Annotated in this window: 17 protein-coding genes and 2 rRNA genes (1 of these 19 only partly in view); 11 read left to right on the top strand and 8 right to left on the bottom strand. The window is 45.3% G+C overall.

Annotated elements, in window-relative coordinates:
* Positions 1 to 137 precede the first annotated feature (137 nt).
* From DN752_RS15035 to DN752_RS15020, 4 genes are read left to right on the top strand one after another with little or no spacing between them, the layout of a single operon-like run.
* Positions 138 to 3,332 carry a SusC/RagA family TonB-linked outer membrane protein gene (locus tag DN752_RS15035; RefSeq protein ID WP_112784708.1) on the top strand — a complete coding sequence of 1,065 codons (3,195 nt, stop codon included), beginning with the start codon at positions 138 to 140 and terminating at the stop codon, positions 3,330 to 3,332.
* Between the two features lie 12 nt (positions 3,333 to 3,344).
* Positions 3,345 to 4,883 (top strand): RagB/SusD family nutrient uptake outer membrane protein, encoded by a 1,539-nt coding sequence (locus DN752_RS15030; protein ID WP_112784707.1) that lies wholly within the window; start codon positions 3,345 to 3,347, stop codon positions 4,881 to 4,883.
* A gap of 24 nt (positions 4,884 to 4,907) precedes the next feature.
* Complete coding sequence (locus tag DN752_RS15025; protein WP_112784706.1) at positions 4,908 to 5,552, top strand: fasciclin domain-containing protein; 645 nt, start codon at positions 4,908 to 4,910, stop codon at positions 5,550 to 5,552.
* Between the two features lie 13 nt (positions 5,553 to 5,565).
* On the top strand, positions 5,566 to 6,672 hold the full coding sequence (locus DN752_RS15020; protein ID WP_112784705.1) for a DUF5007 domain-containing protein: 1,107 nt from the start codon (positions 5,566 to 5,568) through the stop codon (positions 6,670 to 6,672).
* Between the two features lie 90 nt (positions 6,673 to 6,762).
* Here the strand turns inward: DN752_RS15020 and xerD are convergent, their stop codons facing one another.
* Positions 6,763 to 7,668, bottom strand: a complete 906-nt coding sequence (gene xerD, locus DN752_RS15015) for a site-specific tyrosine recombinase XerD (protein ID WP_112786569.1) — start codon at positions 7,666 to 7,668, stop codon at positions 6,763 to 6,765.
* A 118-nt stretch (positions 7,669 to 7,786) separates the two neighbouring features.
* Between xerD and aroQ the strand changes: the two genes are divergently transcribed.
* The 5 genes from aroQ to DN752_RS14990 all read left to right on the top strand — a co-directional run bounded on the left by aroQ (position 7,787) and on the right by DN752_RS14990 (position 11,241).
* A complete protein-coding gene (gene aroQ / locus DN752_RS15010; protein WP_112784704.1) occupies positions 7,787 to 8,206 on the top strand; it encodes a type II 3-dehydroquinate dehydratase in 420 nt (139 codons plus the stop codon).
* 12 nt (positions 8,207 to 8,218) lie between these two features.
* A complete protein-coding gene (locus DN752_RS15005; RefSeq protein WP_112784703.1) occupies positions 8,219 to 9,274 on the top strand; it encodes an aminotransferase class V-fold PLP-dependent enzyme in 1,056 nt (351 codons plus the stop codon).
* A 57-nt stretch (positions 9,275 to 9,331) separates the two neighbouring features.
* Positions 9,332 to 9,910: a MarC family protein gene (locus DN752_RS15000; RefSeq protein WP_112784702.1), complete on the top strand. Its 579-nt coding sequence runs from the start codon at positions 9,332 to 9,334 to the stop codon at positions 9,908 to 9,910.
* A gap of 76 nt (positions 9,911 to 9,986) precedes the next feature.
* On the top strand, positions 9,987 to 10,445 hold the full coding sequence (rnhA, locus tag DN752_RS14995; RefSeq protein WP_112784701.1) for a ribonuclease HI: 459 nt from the start codon (positions 9,987 to 9,989) through the stop codon (positions 10,443 to 10,445).
* Between the two features lie 76 nt (positions 10,446 to 10,521).
* Positions 10,522 to 11,241: a tRNA1(Val) (adenine(37)-N6)-methyltransferase gene (locus tag DN752_RS14990; RefSeq protein WP_112784700.1), complete on the top strand. Its 720-nt coding sequence runs from the start codon at positions 10,522 to 10,524 to the stop codon at positions 11,239 to 11,241.
* Here DN752_RS14990 and DN752_RS14985 read toward each other — a convergent pair.
* Positions 11,230 to 12,573: a saccharopine dehydrogenase C-terminal domain-containing protein gene (locus DN752_RS14985; RefSeq protein ID WP_112784699.1), complete on the bottom strand. Its 1,344-nt coding sequence runs from the start codon at positions 12,571 to 12,573 to the stop codon at positions 11,230 to 11,232. The genes DN752_RS14990 and DN752_RS14985 overlap by 12 nt on opposite strands.
* Before the next feature lie 392 nt (positions 12,574 to 12,965).
* On the opposite strand from DN752_RS14985, the gene cdd reads away from it, so the two are divergent.
* Both cdd and DN752_RS14975 read left to right on the top strand, forming a co-directional pair.
* Complete coding sequence (gene cdd / locus DN752_RS14980) at positions 12,966 to 13,448, top strand: cytidine deaminase (RefSeq protein ID WP_112784698.1); 483 nt, start codon at positions 12,966 to 12,968, stop codon at positions 13,446 to 13,448.
* A 6-nt stretch (positions 13,449 to 13,454) separates the two neighbouring features.
* Positions 13,455 to 14,108 (top strand): alpha/beta hydrolase, encoded by a 654-nt coding sequence (locus DN752_RS14975; RefSeq protein ID WP_112784697.1) that lies wholly within the window; start codon positions 13,455 to 13,457, stop codon positions 14,106 to 14,108.
* Between the two features lie 4 nt (positions 14,109 to 14,112).
* Here the strand turns inward: DN752_RS14975 and DN752_RS14970 are convergent, their stop codons facing one another.
* From DN752_RS14970 to DN752_RS14945, 6 genes are all read right to left on the bottom strand, one after another.
* Entirely contained in the window at positions 14,113 to 14,889 is a 777-nt protein-coding gene (locus tag DN752_RS14970) for a ThuA domain-containing protein (RefSeq protein WP_112784696.1), read from the bottom strand.
* Positions 14,890 to 14,921: 32 nt separating this feature from the next.
* A complete protein-coding gene (locus tag DN752_RS14965) occupies positions 14,922 to 15,698 on the bottom strand; it encodes a M15 family metallopeptidase (protein ID WP_394337158.1) in 777 nt (258 codons plus the stop codon).
* Positions 15,698 to 16,453 (bottom strand): SDR family NAD(P)-dependent oxidoreductase, encoded by a 756-nt coding sequence (locus tag DN752_RS14960; RefSeq protein WP_112784694.1) that lies wholly within the window; start codon positions 16,451 to 16,453, stop codon positions 15,698 to 15,700. Before DN752_RS14960 ends, DN752_RS14965 begins: the two co-directional genes overlap by 1 nt.
* Before the next feature lie 139 nt (positions 16,454 to 16,592).
* The gene (locus DN752_RS14955) at positions 16,593 to 16,913 is read right to left on the bottom strand and encodes a hypothetical protein (protein WP_162633225.1); all 321 of its coding nucleotides are present in this window, start codon (positions 16,911 to 16,913) and stop codon (positions 16,593 to 16,595) included.
* 220 nt (positions 16,914 to 17,133) lie between these two features.
* Positions 17,134 to 17,245 (bottom strand): 5S ribosomal RNA (gene rrf / locus DN752_RS14950).
* A 98-nt stretch (positions 17,246 to 17,343) separates the two neighbouring features.
* Positions 17,344 to 19,527, bottom strand: a 23S ribosomal RNA gene (locus tag DN752_RS14945) (it continues 704 nt past the right edge of the window).

Here is a 19,527-nt window from a genome sequence, read left to right as displayed (position 1 = left end):
TTCAAAAAGGAAGATAGCCGTTTCCCCAAAAGCTTTATTTGATAACGAGGGTTAAGGTTTTGCAGAGAATCCAGTTTTGCCTCTAGGGTTCTTTTAAAAGAAATACTTCTAATCATAACAACTAAACACACAACATTATGGTGAAAAATGTACTCGTTTTTCTATGCACTTTTTGTTTGTACGGTCTCGCGACCGCACAAACAATTTCGGTGACCGGTAAGGTCACTGACGCCGATTCTGGGGAGCCTATCCCCGCCGCTAATATTCTTATAAAAGGAACTGCCAAAGGAATGGTCTCGGATGTAGACGGATCTTACCGAATCTCCGTGGAGGAGGGGCAAACCCTGGTCTTTTCCTTTATTGGCTATGATAGACAGGAAGTCCCGGTGACTGGCCAAGAGGAAATAAATGTTTCTTTAAAATCGAGTGCCTCAGATCTGGATGAGTTTGTCGTGGTAGGTTACCAATCTGTGGTCAAGAGGGATGTAACAGGTGCTGTAAACAGCATACAAAGTGAACAGCTGGAAGCCATCCCTGTCACCAATGTTGCCACGCTGATCGGTACGCAGGGTACAGGTATCCAAAGCGTCAACATTAGTGGAGCAGCAGGTGCCAGAGGTGCTTTGGTCATTAGGGGGAATACAGCGGTATCCAGCGGACTTGATGGTGGGGAGCGTTTTACGGCGTTTAGTAGCCCGCTTTATGTAGTCGATGGAGTCCAAACCTCCCTAGAGGACTTGGCAGGTTATGGTGTTTCCAATACGGATTATTTGGCTTCACTGAATCCAAATGACATTGAAAGCATTGATATATTGAAAGATGCTTCAGCATCTGCTATTTATGGATCAAGAGGGGCGAATGGTGTGATCATCATCAAAACCAAGCGTGGACAAGCTTTGGATAAGCCTCAGTTTGATTTCTCCACAAGTATAGGATTTCAGCCAATTCCTAATTTGGTGCCCATGCTGGTCGGGGCAGCAGAAAGAAGAGAAAAAATGGGTATGCTTGAAAAATGGTGGGATCATGAGTTCTTGCTTTCAAATCAGGTACCCATTATGCTGACGGACAGTCTTAATCCTGCATTCAATAACAACGTAGACTATCAAGACCTTTTTTATCAAAAAGGCGTTTCACAGCGGTACAACCTGAGCATGAGAGGAGGCAGTGAGGAGACCAATTACCGTTTGTCATTTGGATACAATGATGACAAAGGTGTAGTGAAGGCCACAGGCTTTACGCGATACACGCTTAACGCCCATGTAAATACTAAGGTAGGGAAGAAATTTACGAACCAATTTCTGGTAAACACGTCTTTTACCGAAAACAAAACCGGCCAGGGAAACCCAGGAGGAGGATCCTTTAACTTGGACAACAGCCTCCCTACAAGCCCCAATAGCCTGAACTCTTCGTTGTTTTATTTGACAGAGGCGAAGCGAAAGTCCTTGGAGGGCGAGCTGGACGAAAAGCTCAATACCGACGAACAGCTGAAAGTAACCTTCTCCAACTTTGCGCAATTGAAGATCATCGAAGGTCTGAAGCTTAATTCCCAGCTTACCTTTCAGTACGACCTGAACAAGAAAAACTTTTATGAGCCTTCCTCCATCAGACCAAATGGCGATGGGTTTGCCGCCTATTCCCTGTACACTAGGAAGAATCATGCGTCCGACCTCTATTTAGATTACTTTAAAACCTTCGGAGATCATGAGATCATTGCTATAGCGGGTAATCGGGTGGATTATAACAAGTATGAAGACATGAGGATGTCAGCAGTAGGTTTCGGCAGTGATGCCATTCAGGTAATCAACAACAGGTATGAGAAAGACAATATCGATGGCTATACGGACATCAGTGAGAATGCCCTTCTTTCTTATTATGCCCGATTAAGTTATAAATACAAGGACAAGTACTTATTGAGTGCAAACTTCAGTACAGATGGTTCTTCTCGATTTGGTAAGGATGTTCGATGGGCCAAATTCGGCTCCTTATCCGCGGGCTGGGTGATTTCGGACGAGCCATTTCTCAAGGAGCTAGCCGGGCATTGGTTGGATTTTGCAAAACTTCGGGCCAGCTGGGGAAGAAACGGAAAGCAGTTTAGCCAAAACTACCTTCGATTTGGCGCCTATAGCCTAGGATATGGTGGTACACCATCCGCAGGATACAACACCAACCAAATGAACGTCTCCTCTTATGGTGGAGTAACAGGGATTATACCAAACTATGGTTCAATTGGCAATGACAAGCTGTCCTGGGAAGAATCAGAACAGTGGAACATTGGCTTTGATATAGCGATGCTGGATCAGCGGCTAAACCTAACTTTTGATGCGTATCATAAGGATACGGACCAGCTGTTCTTTGATATTGATTTCCCATCCTATTCTGGGTATAACACGGCCAAGGCTAACGTGGCCGGAGTGCTGAACTACGGTTGGGAAGGTCAGATTCGTTATGATATTTTCCCCAGAGCCAGCCACTGGAAACTTCAGCTTACTGCTGGTTTTGCCAAAAACGAGAATTATGTCAGCAAATTGCCAAATGGCAACAGGGATTACCTAATCGGATCCTATGGCTATATCGTGGGGCGCCCGCTAAACTTATACAACATCTTCCTCAATGACTATATCATTGACAACCTGGAGCAGTTGCCAGTCAATCCTTACACGGGAGAACCCCTCACTGGAAAATCAGCATGGGCTGCTATCCGTCCTGGGCTTCCGATTTGGAAAGATATCAATGGAGATTACTTGTTGGACGAAGCGGGTGATCAGATCATGGCCTTGGAATACTCACCTGTTCCAGATATACAGGGCAATTTCAATATTGACCTCCGCTATAAAGGCTGGTACCTGCAAGCCTACAGTCAATTCTCTTTTGGCGCGGACATTATGAACACGGTATTGAACAGCTACATGGATAGATACGACAGAGGCGGTACAGACTGGGCCACATTTGGGCTTGCAGACCTTAGCGAGCAAACATTCTGGGAAAAGCCGGGTGATGGTGCTGCAGGGGTACGCTTTCCTGCTTTGTTCCCTGCAGGTGGAGGCGAGCCACCCTTTTATGCTTTCAGGGGAAATCAGTCTTTATGGATAGAAAGTGGAGATTACTGGAAGATCACCAATGCTTCTGTTGGCCACATGTTCAATAAAGATTCGTTTATTAAAAACTTAGGTTTGAGCCGACTAAGGGTTTATATCTCAGTGTTGAACCCCTACCAATGGCAGAAATCCAAGAGTGTCGTAGATGCCTCAATGGTGGATGCCCGAGGATATGTATTGGGTAATGGTTACCCTCAAGCGCAAACTTATTTCTTTGGTCTAGATGCTAGATTCTAAAAACTGAACACCATGAAAAAATTCCAAAAAATATATTTATCAGTTCTGACAGCCTTCACTATTGGTTTTTCCAGTTGTTCGGGCATTTTAGATCAGGAGCCCATTACCATCACTCATCCAGATGTGTACTGGAGCTCACAGAGTGAAGCGGAACAAGCTTTGGCAGGTTCTTATGCCCTGCTTAAAAACGCCCTCTTGACACAGTCAAGTTTCTTGATATGGGGTGAATTCCCTGCCATGACCCTTATGGACAGTCAATTCTGGATAATGGACTATATCGAAAACAGCGGGAATTATAGTCTTCCTTATCGAGGTGAAACGGCAGAGTGGAAGTTATTTTACAGGGCTGCCAACTGGGCTTTTACGATAGAAAAATACGTAAACGGGATGCCTGAAGAGCTGTTTGCTACCAGTCAGGAAAAGGACAGGATATTGGGTGAAGCGGCTTTTGTAAGGGCATTGTCTTACTTCTATATGGCAAGAATATGGGGCGATGTGCCGATTGTCCATGAATCCATTGAAACTTCCGATCAGTTGATTACAGAGGATGGTTATATTGTGGAAATAGGCCGATCAGACGAGAAAGAAGTGTTGCAATACATCCTTGAAGCCACGGACAAGGCCATTAGCTTATTACAATATTCCAACCCGAGCAACCAGCGTTGGGCGATTTTTGCCAATAAAGCTAGTGCTGAGGCATTGAAAGCCCATGCATCCCTTTGGTATGCTGGTAGAAATAGTGATGACCCTGAGCTGATTCAGCAAAGTATTGATGCAGCCACTTCTGTCATCAATAATAGTAATGCGAGCTTGGTCGATTATGTCGCTGAAGGCAATGAAGGTTTTGAAAGCATGGTTAGGGGCCAATCTAAAACCGGTCTTTTTGAGCTCAATGTCAGCACAGATGTTGACGAATCGTACCGAGTCACCAATAGCAACAGCACACCTCCTGGACTCACAATTAATCAGCCCATCCTTGGAGGGAACAATGGGACTGCGCCAGTGGGCAACCCTGACCTCTACGGATTTGAGTTTATGGCACAGCCAGAACGGGATGCGGACGTGCGAAAGGACCTTTTCTTCTTTGATTTTGAGGATATGGGGCCAAGTACCTTTCCGATGAAATATGCATTGAGCTCTGATGACCCAGATTCTGAAGATACCTATGCGGTGTTTTCAGAAGCAAACATCTTGATTTTTAGATTGGCAGACATCTACTTGCTGAGAGCAGAGGCGTACACTCGACAAGGAAATTATGCCAGTGCCATATCTGACCTGGACCTGGTACGAAGCAAGGCCGGCGTTCCTGCGTATGAAGGGCCTTCGGATCGCCCAAGTCTCATTAAGGCCGTTTTTGATGAAAGAGCCATTGAGTTGGTTGCTGAAGGACATGTTGCTTTTGACCGGATACGGATGGACTACTTCGAAGGGGTGTCGTGGATGGGCAGTGACAGGAAAGCGAAAAAAGGGTATTTCTGGCCAGTATCTCCAAGTATCATTATCAAAAACCCTTCCATCGTACAGACCGAGTACTGGCAAGGACGTTTATAATCGAATCTTAAAATCAGACATATCATGAAACGATACATATATATTCTAGCAATGGCATTTGGCATGATGTCATGCATTCAAGATGACTACTTAGTGGATGGAGGAGTGAGCAGCCAAGAAATAGGGACTGATACCTATACCTTCTTACAATCTCATCCGCAATTGGATACGTTGGCATTACTGATCGAGCGCGCTGGGCTTATCGATGATGTCAACGGTGAAACCACTCTCTTTGCTCCCAACAATCTTTCTATTCAAAGGTATGTCGATGAGGTACTAGCCGAAATGAGAGAGGTGGATCCAGAAGCGGAATACACCGTAAATGACATTCCTACAGATACATTGGAAAAGTACATGGGGGGATACATCTTTCCGGGAAAGATCACCAGAGATGACATGACTTTAGAGGGGGATATTCTAACGGCCATCAATGGGGAGCAAAGAAGGATCTCATTGGAACCAAGGGATGAGGAGCCCTATGAGGACAAGCTTAGCAGTTTTCCAGAGTATGTCTTCTATACCTATAAAAAAGGAGACGAATGGGACGAGTGGAACAGGATTGTAGATGATGAACTGATCCGTGTCAGGAGTTCAAACCTATTATCCACCAATGGGGTTATCCACGCCCTTCAGGGTAATCATATCTTATTCGACTACGAAGGAAATTAAAAAGACCTAAACCATGAAAAAGACAATATATCAAATCATAGCGTTATCATTTTTAGGGGTCGTGTCCTGTACCCCACCAGAAATCGGGTACCTAAGTGATAGCATTCACTCCGCTCAGGACACCATTTCAGTTCCAAGGGGCTCATTTACCGTGGGGGCTCGGCCAATGACCGAAAACTCTACTGCTCCACTGCGTTGGGAGATCGTCGGATTTAGTGACATGGATGGCAACCCAAACAATGCGCTACTGGAAAAGCACGAGATTAGGGTTTGGAAAGAGGCATATAACGGCGACACGGACACCACCTTGGCACTTGCCGAGCAGAAACTGGAGCTTTCAGAAGAGCCCTCTGTTTTGCTGAATGAGGTGAGCGGCGAATTTGCATTTACCCAGTCCACCAAGTTTGTAGAGGGTGATATGTTTAAAGTGGATGTGGCGGTATCCAATGTAAAAGGAGAAAAACTTCTTCAGGACTTTACTATTATCAAACTGGAGCCTTTTCAAGCTGTAGAGTTCCCTACTGAAATGAGGTCTCGTTTGTTATTGGATTCGGATAATGGCAATACAATCGCTCATACTGGGGTTATTACAGGGCCTGAAGATAACAATATCCCTAGCGTTTTGGATGGAACGAATCCCTATTTCTCTATTCAGAAAGTCAGTGATGAACCTGCCAATTCTGTTCAAGTAAATATGATCATTCAGGACAGTTATGGGAATGCAGTAGATGCGGATGAAATCACCTTTTACCCAAGTGGGTCAGGATATCTTCAAAATTACCATGACAACTCCGTGGAAACTGTTGAAGGAGACCAAATGACATCTTTCTTCCTCCCGGCACCTCCTTTTCCTCAATATGGCAGGGACTATAGTGGAAGTAGTACATATTTAATGTACTACCTATCCAAAGGAAGTACTTTTATCGTGGACAAGGAGGCTTATCAAGCAGATAAAGGTCCTAAGACTGATGCAGAATGGGAGGAGTTCTGGGCGCCCTATAAGGATCCAAAAACCGGAAAAATCAGGAACCATGCTTACATCCGCTGGGGGATCAAAATCAATGACTCAGGTACCTGGGATTTGAGGATGAAAATTCCTTATACCAAGCTCGAAGAGTAAACATAGTTCGGGAATCGTCCCGTTACTTACCAAGGCCAATCCAATAATAATGGATTGGCTTTTTTTTCTCCAATTATCGGGATAGCATCTTCACTTCCGGGGATGAAAATCCGTCAGCACTTGCCGGAGGTACTCCCGGTCCAAGTGGGTGTAGATCTCCGTGGTGGTAATGCTTTCATGGCCGAGCATTTCCTGTACTGCCCTGAGATCGGCTCCTCCCTCGATCAGGTGCGTCGCAAAACTGTGCCTGAAAGTGTGGGGGCTTACCTTCTTTTTGATACCGACTTCTTCTACCAGTTTTTTGATAAATATAAAGACCATAACACGGGTCATTTTCTTCCCTCTCCTGTTCAGAAAAACATACTCTTCGTGGCCAGAGGCTATTTTCTGATGATTTCGCACCTGCTCAAGGTACAGATTTAGATAACGCAACGCATCTTTCCCCACAGGCACTAGCCTCTCTTTGTTTCCCTTGCCTATTACCCTCAGAAAACCAATGTCGGCGTAAACCATCCCCAGTTTTAGGCCAACGAGTTCCGAGACCCTCAGCCCGCTGCTGTACAGCACTTCTAACATGGCGCGGTTTCGGTGGCCTTCTGGTTCTCCAAGCTTTATTCCCTCGAGCAATTGGACAATTTCATCATAGCTAAGTGTATCCGGGAGCTTCCTACCCAGCTTGGGCGACTCCAACAAAATGGACGGGTCCTCCTCTAATCTATCTTCATAAACCATAAACCTAAAAAAAGCCTTGACACCTGAGATCACTCTTGCTTGGGTATATTCGGAAATCCCTATAGATGCCAGCTCATTCACAAAAGCCCTAAGGTGTAGCAGTTTCGTTGTCAATGGAGTTATCCCTGCAAAATTGGTTTTCATATAGACTGATAGCTTTTCCATGTCCCTGCGATAAGCTGCAATGGAGTTTTTGCTAAGCGAGCGTTCGATTTTTAAATAATGCTCAAATTGTTTGATATGATTTTCCCAGGTATCCGACATAAGCCCAATTTTTCCATCCAAAGATAAAATTAAAGCCCCGTATTTTTGTTCAAATCCTCCTTTCAATGCTTAACTTTGGTCAAAATTTTGGACAGCACACTATAAACCATTAAATATTTTGGAAATACTGATCATTAATGGACCTAACCTCAATCTTTTGGGAAAAAGAGAGCCGGAAATTTATGGCAGCCAATCGTTCGAAGACTACTTTGGACAGCTGAAATCAGCATTCCCCGAGGTTACATTGTCTTATTACCAGAGCAATATCGAGGGAGAACTTGTCGATAAAATCCATGAAGTAGGATTCGAATATGATGCGATCCTTCTTAACGCCGGGGCTTATACGCACACTTCAGTGGCGATCTCTGATGCCATCGCCGGTGTGACCACCCCTGTAATGGAGATCCATATTTCCAATATCTACAAAAGAGAAGAATTCAGGCACAAAAGCATCATTTCCAAAGAATGCATCGGCATGATCTCAGGCCTTGGACTCAAAGGCTACGAGTTGGGCATTCGGTATTTTCTAGAAAATTAACTCCTACCAAAAATGATTACATTCGCTCCAGGACCATCAAAGGTCTATGACCAATTACCCCAATACCTTCAGGAAGCTTTCGAAAAAGGCATCATGAGTGCCAACCACCGAAGCGCCACATTCATGAACATGTATCAGGAAACAGAAACGCTGATCAAGGAAAAACTCCATGTTCCTGAAGATTACAAACTGCTTTTCACGTCCAGTGCTACGGAAAACTGGGAAATCATTGCCCAATCCATCGTAGAACGAGCCAGCTTTCATATCTATTCCGGATCATTCGGCAAAAAGTGGTTGAACTTTGCCCAGCACTTGAATAATGAAACAGCATCTTTAAAACTGGATACAGAAACCGAACTGGATGTTGCTTCACTTGAGATAGACGAGAAATTTGACTTGATCGCCATCACCCAAAACGAAACTTCCAATGCGACCGAGGTACGCAATGAGCTGATCCGGCAAGTAGCCAATAAGTTTCCGAACAAGATGATTGCCGTGGATACCACTTCCTCAATGGCTGGTATCGAGCTTGACTTTAAGGTAGCGGACATTTGGTATGCTTCTGTGCAGAAGTGCTTTGGGCTTCCTGCTGGGCTGGGATTACTTATCCTTTCACCCAAGGCCATCGAAAAGTGTAATCGCAAAGGAGAATCAGGCAGGTACAACAGCCTGAGCTTTATACTCCAAAATGCCTCCAATTACCAAACACATTATACCCCAAATGTACTGGGCATTTACCTATTGAAGCGTAGCTTGGAAGATCGTCCCGAGATACAGGAAACGGATCAAATGCTTCGTGATCGTATGCGTCAGCTGGAAAATACCATTGCCCAGTCCGACAAGCTGATGATGCTAGTACAAAATGCCAACACCCGGAGCAAAACCGTGATGGGGATTTCTGGCAAAGAAGAATTTATCCAGGAAATCAAAAAAGCCGCAGAACAGCACGGGATGCAAATGGGCAGTGGCTATGGCCCTTTAAAGCCCACTAGTTTCAGGATAGCCAATTTCCCTGCCATTACCGATGCAGAGTTTGATAAATTATTAACGTTCTTAAAAGAATATTAACCCTAAAATTGAAATTATTCAAAACTTAATTTCTACATTCGCGCAAAAATTTAGGTAATGTTTGATTTCAAAGAAATTATTTCCGTCTCACTGATCTTGTTTTCAGTAATCGACATCTTGGGATCGATTCCCATCATTATCAATTTGCGTCGTAAGGCGGGGCATATTCAGTCAGAGAAAGCCACGATTGTGGCCGGCATCCTTATGGTGCTATTCCTTCTGCTAGGAAAAAATATCCTTAACCTATTTGGGATAGGAGTGGCTGACTTTGCCATTGCGGGTGCCTTGATCATATTTGCTCTTGGGGCAGAAATGATCCTTGGGGTAGAAATTTTCAAGCCTGACCCAGAAGCAGATGCCTCCAGCACATCGATCGTTCCGATCGCCTTCCCGCTGATAGCTGGTGCAGGGACGATGACCACGATCTTAACGCTTAAAGCGGAGTTTTCCCAGATCAATATTGCAATTGGAATATTGATCAATTTGGTGGTGGTTTATATCGTCCTGAAAAGCACTACTTGGTTAGAAAAAAAACTTGGCAAAACGGGACTGGATGTCCTCCGAAGGATTTTTGGAATCATCTTGCTGTCAATTGCAATCAAAATTTTCAAGACCAATATATTTGACCATTTCTAATTGTTGAGAATAAATACATGGTGTTACATTTTAAATGTCAGCTAGAAATGGCTGACATTTTTTTTACTTTTGAAGCATGATTTTGATTTATACAGATGGCGCAGCCAAAGGGAACCCTGGCAACGGGGGTTACGGAACTATTTTGAAGTATCGGCAGCATGAAAAAGAGCTTTCCGAGGGCTTCAGAATGACCACCAATAACAGAATGGAGCTTTTGGCTGTGATCAAAGGACTGGAAGCAATAAAAGTCGACGGCATACCTGTCAAGGTATACTCTGACAGCAAATATGTGGTAGATGCCATCACCAAAGGTTGGATTTGGAGCTGGCAGAAAAAAGCATTCAAAGACAAAAAAAACGTCGATCTCTGGAAGCGCTACATCCCGCTGCACAACAAATATAAGCCCCAGTTCCAATGGGTCAAAGGACACGCTGGCCACCCTGAAAACGAACGCTGTGACAAACTGGCTGTAAATGCAGCCGAGTCTTCCAAACTTCTCATAGATGAAGCTTATGAAAAAGGAACGAGCCACTAGCACACAATCAGCCTAAGCCATTTCACGTGGCAACACATTGACTGAATCGTAAAATGGCGATCAATCATTTATCCACATGCCCAACACCTACTTCAGATTTAAGCAGTTTACCGTTCACCAGGAAAATTGCGCCATGAAGGTAAGTACAGACGCTGTCCTACTTGGCGCCTTGACGGACCAGGCCCAACCGACCAATATATTGGACATTGGAGCAGGTACTGGCGTGATTTCGCTAATGCTCGCACAACGGTATGAAAAAGCCATGATCCAAGGTATTGAAGTAGATCCTCCTGCCGCCCAGCAAGCTCAGGACAACGTACTCAAAAGCCCTTGGTGCGACCGCATCGCCATCTCTCAAATGCGTTTTCAGGATTTTGTAAAAGATACGTCAGAAAAATTCTCTCTGATCGTCAGCAATCCGCCCTATTTTCCCAAGCATAACAAATCCCACAATGCACAACGGAATTTGGCACTGCATAATGACGAACTCCCTTTTGGGGATTTGATAAAAGGTGTGGTAAAATTACTGGATACCGAATCGGGCAGCTTCTGGGTGATCTTACCTCCCCAACAAATGAAAGAATTGGACAAAATCGCACGTTTTTTTGGGCTACATTGTCATGCTTGGCATGAGCTAAGGGACCGCCCATCCACCAAAGTCCTCCGCCACCTCTGCGCTTATTCCTTTACCACCACTGATCAGCCAATTTCCAAAACCATTTGCATCAAAAACGAGGATTTCACCTATTCGGAACAATACCAATATTTACTCAAAGACTTCTTGCTAATCTTCTAAAGGGATAAGCTCCTCCTCAAAATGAATCCCATTCTTTGCCAACACGTCCAGAATAGGAAGGTAAATTTCTTTGTTAGTGGGCAAATACAAACCTGTCGCCTTTATTCTTCCTTCTAAAAACAAATCAACAGCTGCCGCCAATGAAAGACCAACCGTCTTGGCCATGGCGGTGTATTCGTGGCTTTCTCCATGGACGATCATACTGGAAACAATCTTTTTCCTTACTCCTCCTACAGCTACGGATTCTAACTGATGTTGCATCACGACCATGTCTTTATCCGCTGGGGACAGCTTCCACCTTTCCTCCAAAATCAATTGTAGGATTTTAGCTGGACTTCCTTTAAATGCAGGCAATGGAGCATCTTCAAACAGCCCCAGCCAAGCTAACTTTTCCACGATCATCGAGTCCACCCAAGGCAACAATCGTATGATCTTTTCTTCTACCCGGTGGACTGGGTCATAAGGCAAAAAGGAATTGGTAAACATGCGCAAAGTAAAATCCTGTGGCAAGTCCATTTCAAACGAGTCATCTGTCATCCCCAGTTGCACCAAAACATCCCAACTTTTACAGAAGCCAGCGCGCCGTAAAGTACCACGGATGATCGTCGGTATTCCTTCCAATCCATATACTTTTCTATAACCAAGGGAATCCCTATTGGCATATCCATCAAAATCACCTACCTCCTTAAAGGTAACCAGGTCAGTCCGCCTGAACAGCATATGGTACGGGATGAATTTGTAGCGGCCATTTCTGATAAATCGGGAGGTGCTTTGTCCTGCCAGGACTACATTTCTAGGATTCCAGGTGAACTTATACTTCCAGGGATTATCCGATTCACTTTCTGGCGAGAGCAATCCGCCACAGTAGGACTTGAAAAGGACGATATCATGTCCCTCTTCCTTTTCGGCATCGATCAACTTCATGGCCGACATGTGGTCAATCCCCGGATCCAAGCCACATTCATTTAAGAAAAACAGTCCTTTCTGTTTGATTTCTCCAGCCAAGGCGCTCATTTCGGGGGATTCATAAGAGGCCGAGAAAAAATGTTTTCCTTCCTTTAGACTTACCTTGGCCACCAAAGGATGCAAAAACGCAGGCACCATGGAAACCACAAGGTCTGCTTCCTTGACAAGCGCTCCGAGCCTTTTGCTGTCATGAATATCTATGCCCGTAGCTGTTCCGGCAGGGTGACCACCAAGCTTCTCTTCAGCCTCTTGCACGTCCACATCGGCAAGAATCAGTTTCCGGTCCTTGGCTTGGGAATCCTTCAGCAAGAAATCCACCAGCACCTTGGAGGATTTGCCAGCTCCGATGATCAATATAGTCTTCATCTCGATTTTATCACTTTGGGTTATATGAAGATGGACATTTAATCTTTGACCTTAAAATATTTTAGTGGAAATTAGTCTTGAATGGCAAAGTATACGACGTTTTAAATAAAAGTGTAAATCCGCAGCTATGGCTTATTCCGCTCTAGCCCAAACGCATTTAGTATATTGATGGCAAACAATTTCCGTGTAGGTCAGGTACCACCCGTACCGCTGGCACTTTTATCTGCTTTACATATTAACCTCATAACGATTCCTAATGCATTTGCCCTGATTCAATTCTGTGGTCACAGCGGATTTGGCGAGAAATAAATACCTTTGGAAGTCTTTGTGTATTTAGCTTTCATAAAAAGCTGTTAAATTGCTTTTCAGCTCTCACACTAAACATCCATTTAATGGGAAAAAGAATTGAACAGAAAGTAGTATTGGATTTACTGGAAATGAGTGAGCTCACCGAACAGGAAGTGGAGCTGTTGGATAAGGCAAAAAAAGCCTTGGAAAATGCCTATGCCCCGTACTCCAATTTCAATGTAGGCGCGGCATTGTTATTGGAAGACGGACAGATCCTGACCGCAAATAACCAAGAAAATGCCTCATTTCCTGTCGGCGTTTGTGCAGAGAGGACACTTTTGGGATATGCCAACGCCAATTTCCCGAAGGTAAAACCTTTGAAAATCATGATTGTGGCCAAGCGAAGCCAAGAGTCAAATTATGCTACGGTCTCCCCATGTGGGCTGTGTCGCCAAACCATTAATGAGTATGAGCTTAAATTTGACCAAGCCATAGAAATTCTAATGCTCACACCGGAAGGAAATATCCTCAAGGCAGAAAATATAAGCCAATTGCTTCCGTTCAAGTTTGATGATCTAACCAGCTAAATCACCATGTACCAACATGTATCTTATGAATCCATCGGCGCATACGCAACCTCCCAATTGCCCTTGGGAGAGGAAAAGAACCTTTGGATACTCTTACATGGATACGGTCAATTGGCACCTTATTTCCTTAGGAAATTCAAAAATCAATTCAACGAAAAGCGCCTTTTTATTGCCCCAGAAGCGCAAAACCACGGTTATTTAAAAGGCTATTCTGGTCGAGTAGGTGCTAACTGGATGACCAAACATGAAAGGAAAAATGCCATTGCCAACAATCATCGTTTTTTAAACCAGGTACTGGCCAGGAATTTAGAACGATTCACCGATCTTCCGTCGGTTCACATTTTGGGTTTTTCGCAGGGCTGCGCTACTGCCACTCGGTGGGCCGCACAACTTTCCTATCCCATAAAAAGCTTGATTCTTTGGGGAGGTGGGTTTGCTCACGATATGGATTTTGGTATGGTTTCATCAAAATTGTCAGAAACTAAAGTTTGGTCTGTGGAGGGTGATAGCGATGAGTTTCTGACTGATGACCGAAAGCTCGAGCAAGCAAAGATCCTTTCGCAGATGAACATAAAAAAAGAAACGATCCATTACAGCGGAGGTCATGACATATATGAGGTACCACTGCAAAAGATCGTTCATCGCGCAGAGAGCTATTAACTAATCACTGAATAGGGTAACCTGTGGCTGCCCACCAGATTCCTCCATAAAGATGATCCATAAAATCATCATTTTCATAAGCCGAATCCACATGGCCTAAGGCTGTATAAAACACCCTCCCACCATCATATTCATGGTACCAAGACATCGGATGTACTTCTCCCATCCCCATTGATTCCCCATCCTTGGAGCCAGGATCATAAGATGTCTCATCCAACTGAATAAGTATGTGGACATTTTCATTGAAGTTTTTAAAAGCATACCACTCATCTGTCCAAAGCCACTTTTCATTTAGGTGGTAGGTGGCAGGATGGTCTCTGTCCACTACATTTAGTCTGGCGCTTTGTTGCGAAGGGTGGTGCATAAATTGTCCACCGATCAATTTGGTGTACCACTCCCAATTATATTCTGTATCTGTGGCACTATGGATACCTACCACTCCTTTTCCACTTTGCACAAAGCGCTTAAATGCCTCTTTTTGATCATCGGATAGAATATCTCCTGTCGTGCTTGCCAAAATAATAACATCATAATTCTTCAATGCTTTGTCATTAAACACACTAGCATCTTCTGTGGCATAGACGCTAAACAAACGGGTCTTGGCCATATCCTTCAAGCCTTTTACGGCATTGGGTATGGATTGATGCCTAAACCCTTGGGTCTTGCTGAAGATGAGAGCTTTGAATTGACCGCGCTGAGCAAATGACTGACCTGCAAACAGCAGGGAGGTGATTAGCAAAAAGGAGCCGAATAGCATCGACTTCCATTTAAATTGATTCATAGAAATTTATTTAGGTTTAAAGTTATTGTTGACTATTCTACAATTTCATAGCGTTCTTTAGCTTGTCGGAGGCTAAAGGCATTAAAATGCCACCATTCGGATCCGATTTCAGTAAATCCTGCTTTCTTCATGGCCGCTCTAAGGATCTTTCTGTTTTTGACTTGCAGGGCAGTGATCTTACCTGCTGCCAGCATCTCATCTTCACGATCGGGATAAGCAGGGTAACCAAAATAATCATAGTGCGTCCCCATATCCAAAGGCTTACCAGTAGAGCGGTTGGCCAATGTCAGGTCCACCGCTACCCCATAATTATGAAGGCTGCCTCGTTGCGGATTGGCCACGTATAAGGGTTTAATGCTATCAGGTTTATCAAGGTCGTCCCATAGGATTTGTTGTACAGATCTTGGACGGACTCCATCATATATAAGAAATGTCAAATCCGGGTTTACTTCCTGCAAATTCTTTAATGCCTCTTTGAGCATTTGGATCACTTCTGGCTGCAAGTAACAATTGACCAATTGGCCATACACATCCTTTCCGAAAAAATTTTCTGTTGTGCTGTATTTCAGCTCTACGTATATTTCAGGAAGGTGGGATTTAACATTTTCAAGCCCAGCAGCTATAAGCCCCTTTTCTAGTGGGCCAATGGAATCACGGAGGGGCGAAGCTACTTGGCTTTGCTCCGCAGAATCTATGTTAAGTGATTTTTCTACAGACGTATCAAAGGCAAGCTGGGATTGACTATTCTTTCCCCCATTACATCCAAGACATACAGATACCAGTAAGACAATTAGGTGATTCCGCATCATTATTGGTCTTTATAAACGGTGTTGCTATTGGCCTGCTTACCTGCCAAAACAGTAATGTCTGTCATGACCACATGTGCGGGTCTAGTGACTGCAAAGTGGACGATATCGGCAATATCTTGTGGTTTCAGAGGCTCAAATCCCTCATAAACATGCTTGGCCCTTTCTTCATCACCCTTGAATCTGACCAGGGAAAATTCAGTCTCTACCAAACCTGGATGAACGCCAGTTACACGTATATTATACTTGGTCAAGTCCAGCCGCATTCCCTTTGTGATGGCATCCACGGCATGCTTGGAGGCGCAATAAACGTTGCCATTAGGATAGACCTCTTTGGCGGCGATAGAACCGATATTAACGATATGACCTGACTCTTTGGCAATCATGGTCGGCATGATCTTCTTAGAGACATACAGCAACCCTTTGACGTTAATGTCCATCATCGCATCCCAATCAGCAGTATCCCCCTCGTGGATCGGATCCAGCCCATGCGCATTTCCTGCATTATTGATCAATACATCTATATCCGACCAACGTTTGGGGAGGCTATCGATGGCAGCATCTACGGCAGCTTTATCCCGCACATCAAAAACCAGATAGGTATAGTCGATTTGTGGTGACAGCTCACTTTTCAGTTCCTTAAGTCTTTCTTCTCTTCTACCAGTGGCGATAATATCATAGCCCGACTTGGCCAAAGCAATGGCACACTCCTTACCGATACCTGAGGTCGCTCCTGTAATTAAAGCTATTTGATTCATGCAGTTAATTTAATTCAAATACCTTTTTAATAAAAAGAAAGTTATAAGAATGGTTTGAATCTAGTCAATTACCCCATTATTAAATGGGGAATTAAGCCCTATTTGGGATAAAGCAGAAAAGTCGGGGGATGGTATTTGGTTATAATAGAACGCTGATGACGCAGATGATTATGGTTTGCGCTGATTCTTTTCTTTTATGATTACCCGCAATGATACCAGTAATCACAGGAAAATTAAATAGGTGCCCACAGAAAACTTGGAAATCCCAGAAAAGCCTTGCTTCATTCTGGGCGTTCCGTGAGAAATAAAACCTACCGGTAATAAAGCCTATAATCAGATTTTCTTTAAATGGAAAAGCCAATTTGTATAACAAAAGCCCTGAAAGGGCATGACAACCATAGCCATGGGCAACGCCCATGGTAAACATCAAAAACAATCCTATTGTTTTAGCAGCAATCACCTTCCTACTGCTTATAAATTCACGCTAAAACCCAATACATACCAACAGCGCCTTGTCCCAATAATTATTAGGGAATAAATTTCAAGAAAGCGCATCGAAAATTGTCCACCACAGAAACATGGTTTGATCCCCTTTCCGTTTGGCCTGTTACTTCGGGGAGCCGTGTGGTGGCATAAAAAAGAAAAGGCCCTCCGCATGTGCGGAGGGCCTTGTCAATAAAAGCGGGCGGCGACCTACTCTCCCGGGTGTAACCCCAGTACCATCGGCGCGACAGGGCTTAACTTCTCTGTTCGGGATGGGAAGAGGTGGATCCCCCGTGCCGTACCACCCTAAGATCTTCGTGCTTCCCTAAGGGAACACACAATATCATCTGATTATTCGCTCTTGTTCTTTTTTGGTCTTTCGACATTACCAAAGATAATACAACCATACAGGCAAGTTTTCGGGCTATTAGTACTGCTCAGCTATGCCGTCTCCGACTTTACACCTGCAGCCTATCAACGTCATCGTCTCTGACAACCCTATACGGAAACCTCATCTCGAGGTGGGTTTCGCACTTAGATGCTTTCAGCGCTTATCCCTTCCGGACGTAGCTACCCGGCAGTGCAGTTGGCACCACAACCGGTACACCAGCGGTCCGTCCAACCCGGTCCTCTCGTACTAAGGTCAGATCCTCTCAAGTTTCCCACGCCCGCAACAGATAGGGACCGAACTGTCTCACGACGTTCTGAACCCAGCTCGCGTGCCACTTTAATGGGCGAACAGCCCAACCCTTGGGACCTTCTCCAGCCCCAGGATGTGACGAGCCGACATCGAGGTGCCAAACCTCCCCGTCGATATGAGCTCTTGGGGGAGATCAGCCTGTTATCCCCAGAGTACCTTTTATCCTTTGAGCGACGGCCCTTCCATACGGTACCGCCGGATCACTATACCCGTGTTTCCACCCTGCTCGGCTTGTCGGCCTCGCAGTCAAGCTCCCTTATGCTATTGCACTCCACGCACGGTTACCAAGCGTGCTGAGGGAACCTTTGGAAGCCTCCGTTATCCTTTTGGAGGCGACCACCCCAGTCAAACTACCCACCAAGCAATGTCCCCGACTCTAGCGGGTTAGACATCCGACAAACAAAGGGCCGTATTTCAACAGTGGCTCCTCAACGCCTGGCGACGCCGATTCACAGCCTCCGGCCTATCCTACACATTGTTTGCCCAATGCCAATGCTAAGCTGCAGTAAAGGTTCATGGGGTCTTTCCGTCCCGTTGCGGGTACGCGGCATCTTCACCGCGACTACAATTTCACCGAGCTCATGGCCGAGACAGTGCCCAGATCGTTACACCATTCGTGCAGGTCGGAACTTACCCGACAAGGAATTTCGCTACCTTAGGACCGTTATAGTTACGGCCGCCGTTTACCGGGGCTTCAGTTCAGCGCTTCTCACAATATAAATCGCGATAACGCCCCCCTTAACCTTCCGGCACCGGGCAGGTGTCAGGCCTTATACTTAGTGTCGCCACTTCGCAAAGCCATGTGTTTTTGATAAACAGTCGCCTGGGCCTTTTCACTGCGGCCTCTCGCACTGATGCGAGTAGGCGCCCCTTCTCCCGAAGTTACAGGGCCATTTTGCCGAGTTCCTTGGCCATGATTCACTCGAGCACCTCAGGATTCTCTCCTTGACCACCTGTGTCGGTTTGCGGTACGGGCATACATACGCTTGACGCTAGAAGATTTTCTTGGAAGTCCTTAGCTCCACTATCCGCGCTCCCGAAGGATTGCGGTACTATCAGGTTCGGCTAGCCACACGCATTTCACTGTGTGGCCAATACCTACACCCTTCAACCCGGTATTCCGTCACCGGGCGGGAATTTCATCGCTCCGTCCCTCCTTCACCTGTATGTACGGTACGGGAATATTAACCCGTTGTCCATCGACTGCCCCCTTCGGGTTCGCCTTAGGTCCCGACTGACCCTGATCCGATTAGCGTTGATCAGGAAACCTTGGTCTATCGGTGGGCGGGTTTCTCGCCCGCCTTATCGTTACTTATGCCTACATTTGCTTTTCCAACCGCTCCAGCACACCTTACGGTATACCTTTGCCGCTGTTGGAATGCTCCCCTACCACTGTATTGATACAGTCCTTCGCTTCGGTAATGTGCTTGATGCCCGATTATCATCGACGCCCTGCCGCTCGACCAGTGAGCTGTTACGCACTCTTTAAAGGAATAGCTGCTTCCAAGCTAACCTCCTGGCTGTCTCGGCAACTGGACCACCTTTGTTCAACTTAGCACATATTTGGGGACCTTAGCGGAAGGTCTGGGTTCTTTCCCTCTCGGACTGGGACCTTAGCACCCCAGCCCTCACTGCCAGTACCGTATCACGGCATTCGGAGTTCGTCAGGATTTGGTAGGATGTGACTCCCCTAGTCCTATCGGTAGCTCTACCTCCGTAATACGTTCCCTGACGCTGTTCCTAAAAACATTTCGGGGAGTACGAGCTATTTCCCGGTTTGATTGGCCTTTCACCCCTACCCACAGGTCATCCGGAAGCTTTTCAACGCTTATCGGTTCGGTCCTCCACTCCGTTTTACCGGAGCTTCAACCTGCCCATGGGTAGATCACCA

This window comes from Echinicola strongylocentroti (genome assembly GCF_003260975.1).
GTDB lineage: Bacteria > Bacteroidota > Bacteroidia > Cytophagales > Cyclobacteriaceae > Echinicola > Echinicola strongylocentroti.
Note: the sequence above shows the minus strand (reverse complement) of the source record. Positions and strands in the feature narration are given on the sequence as shown.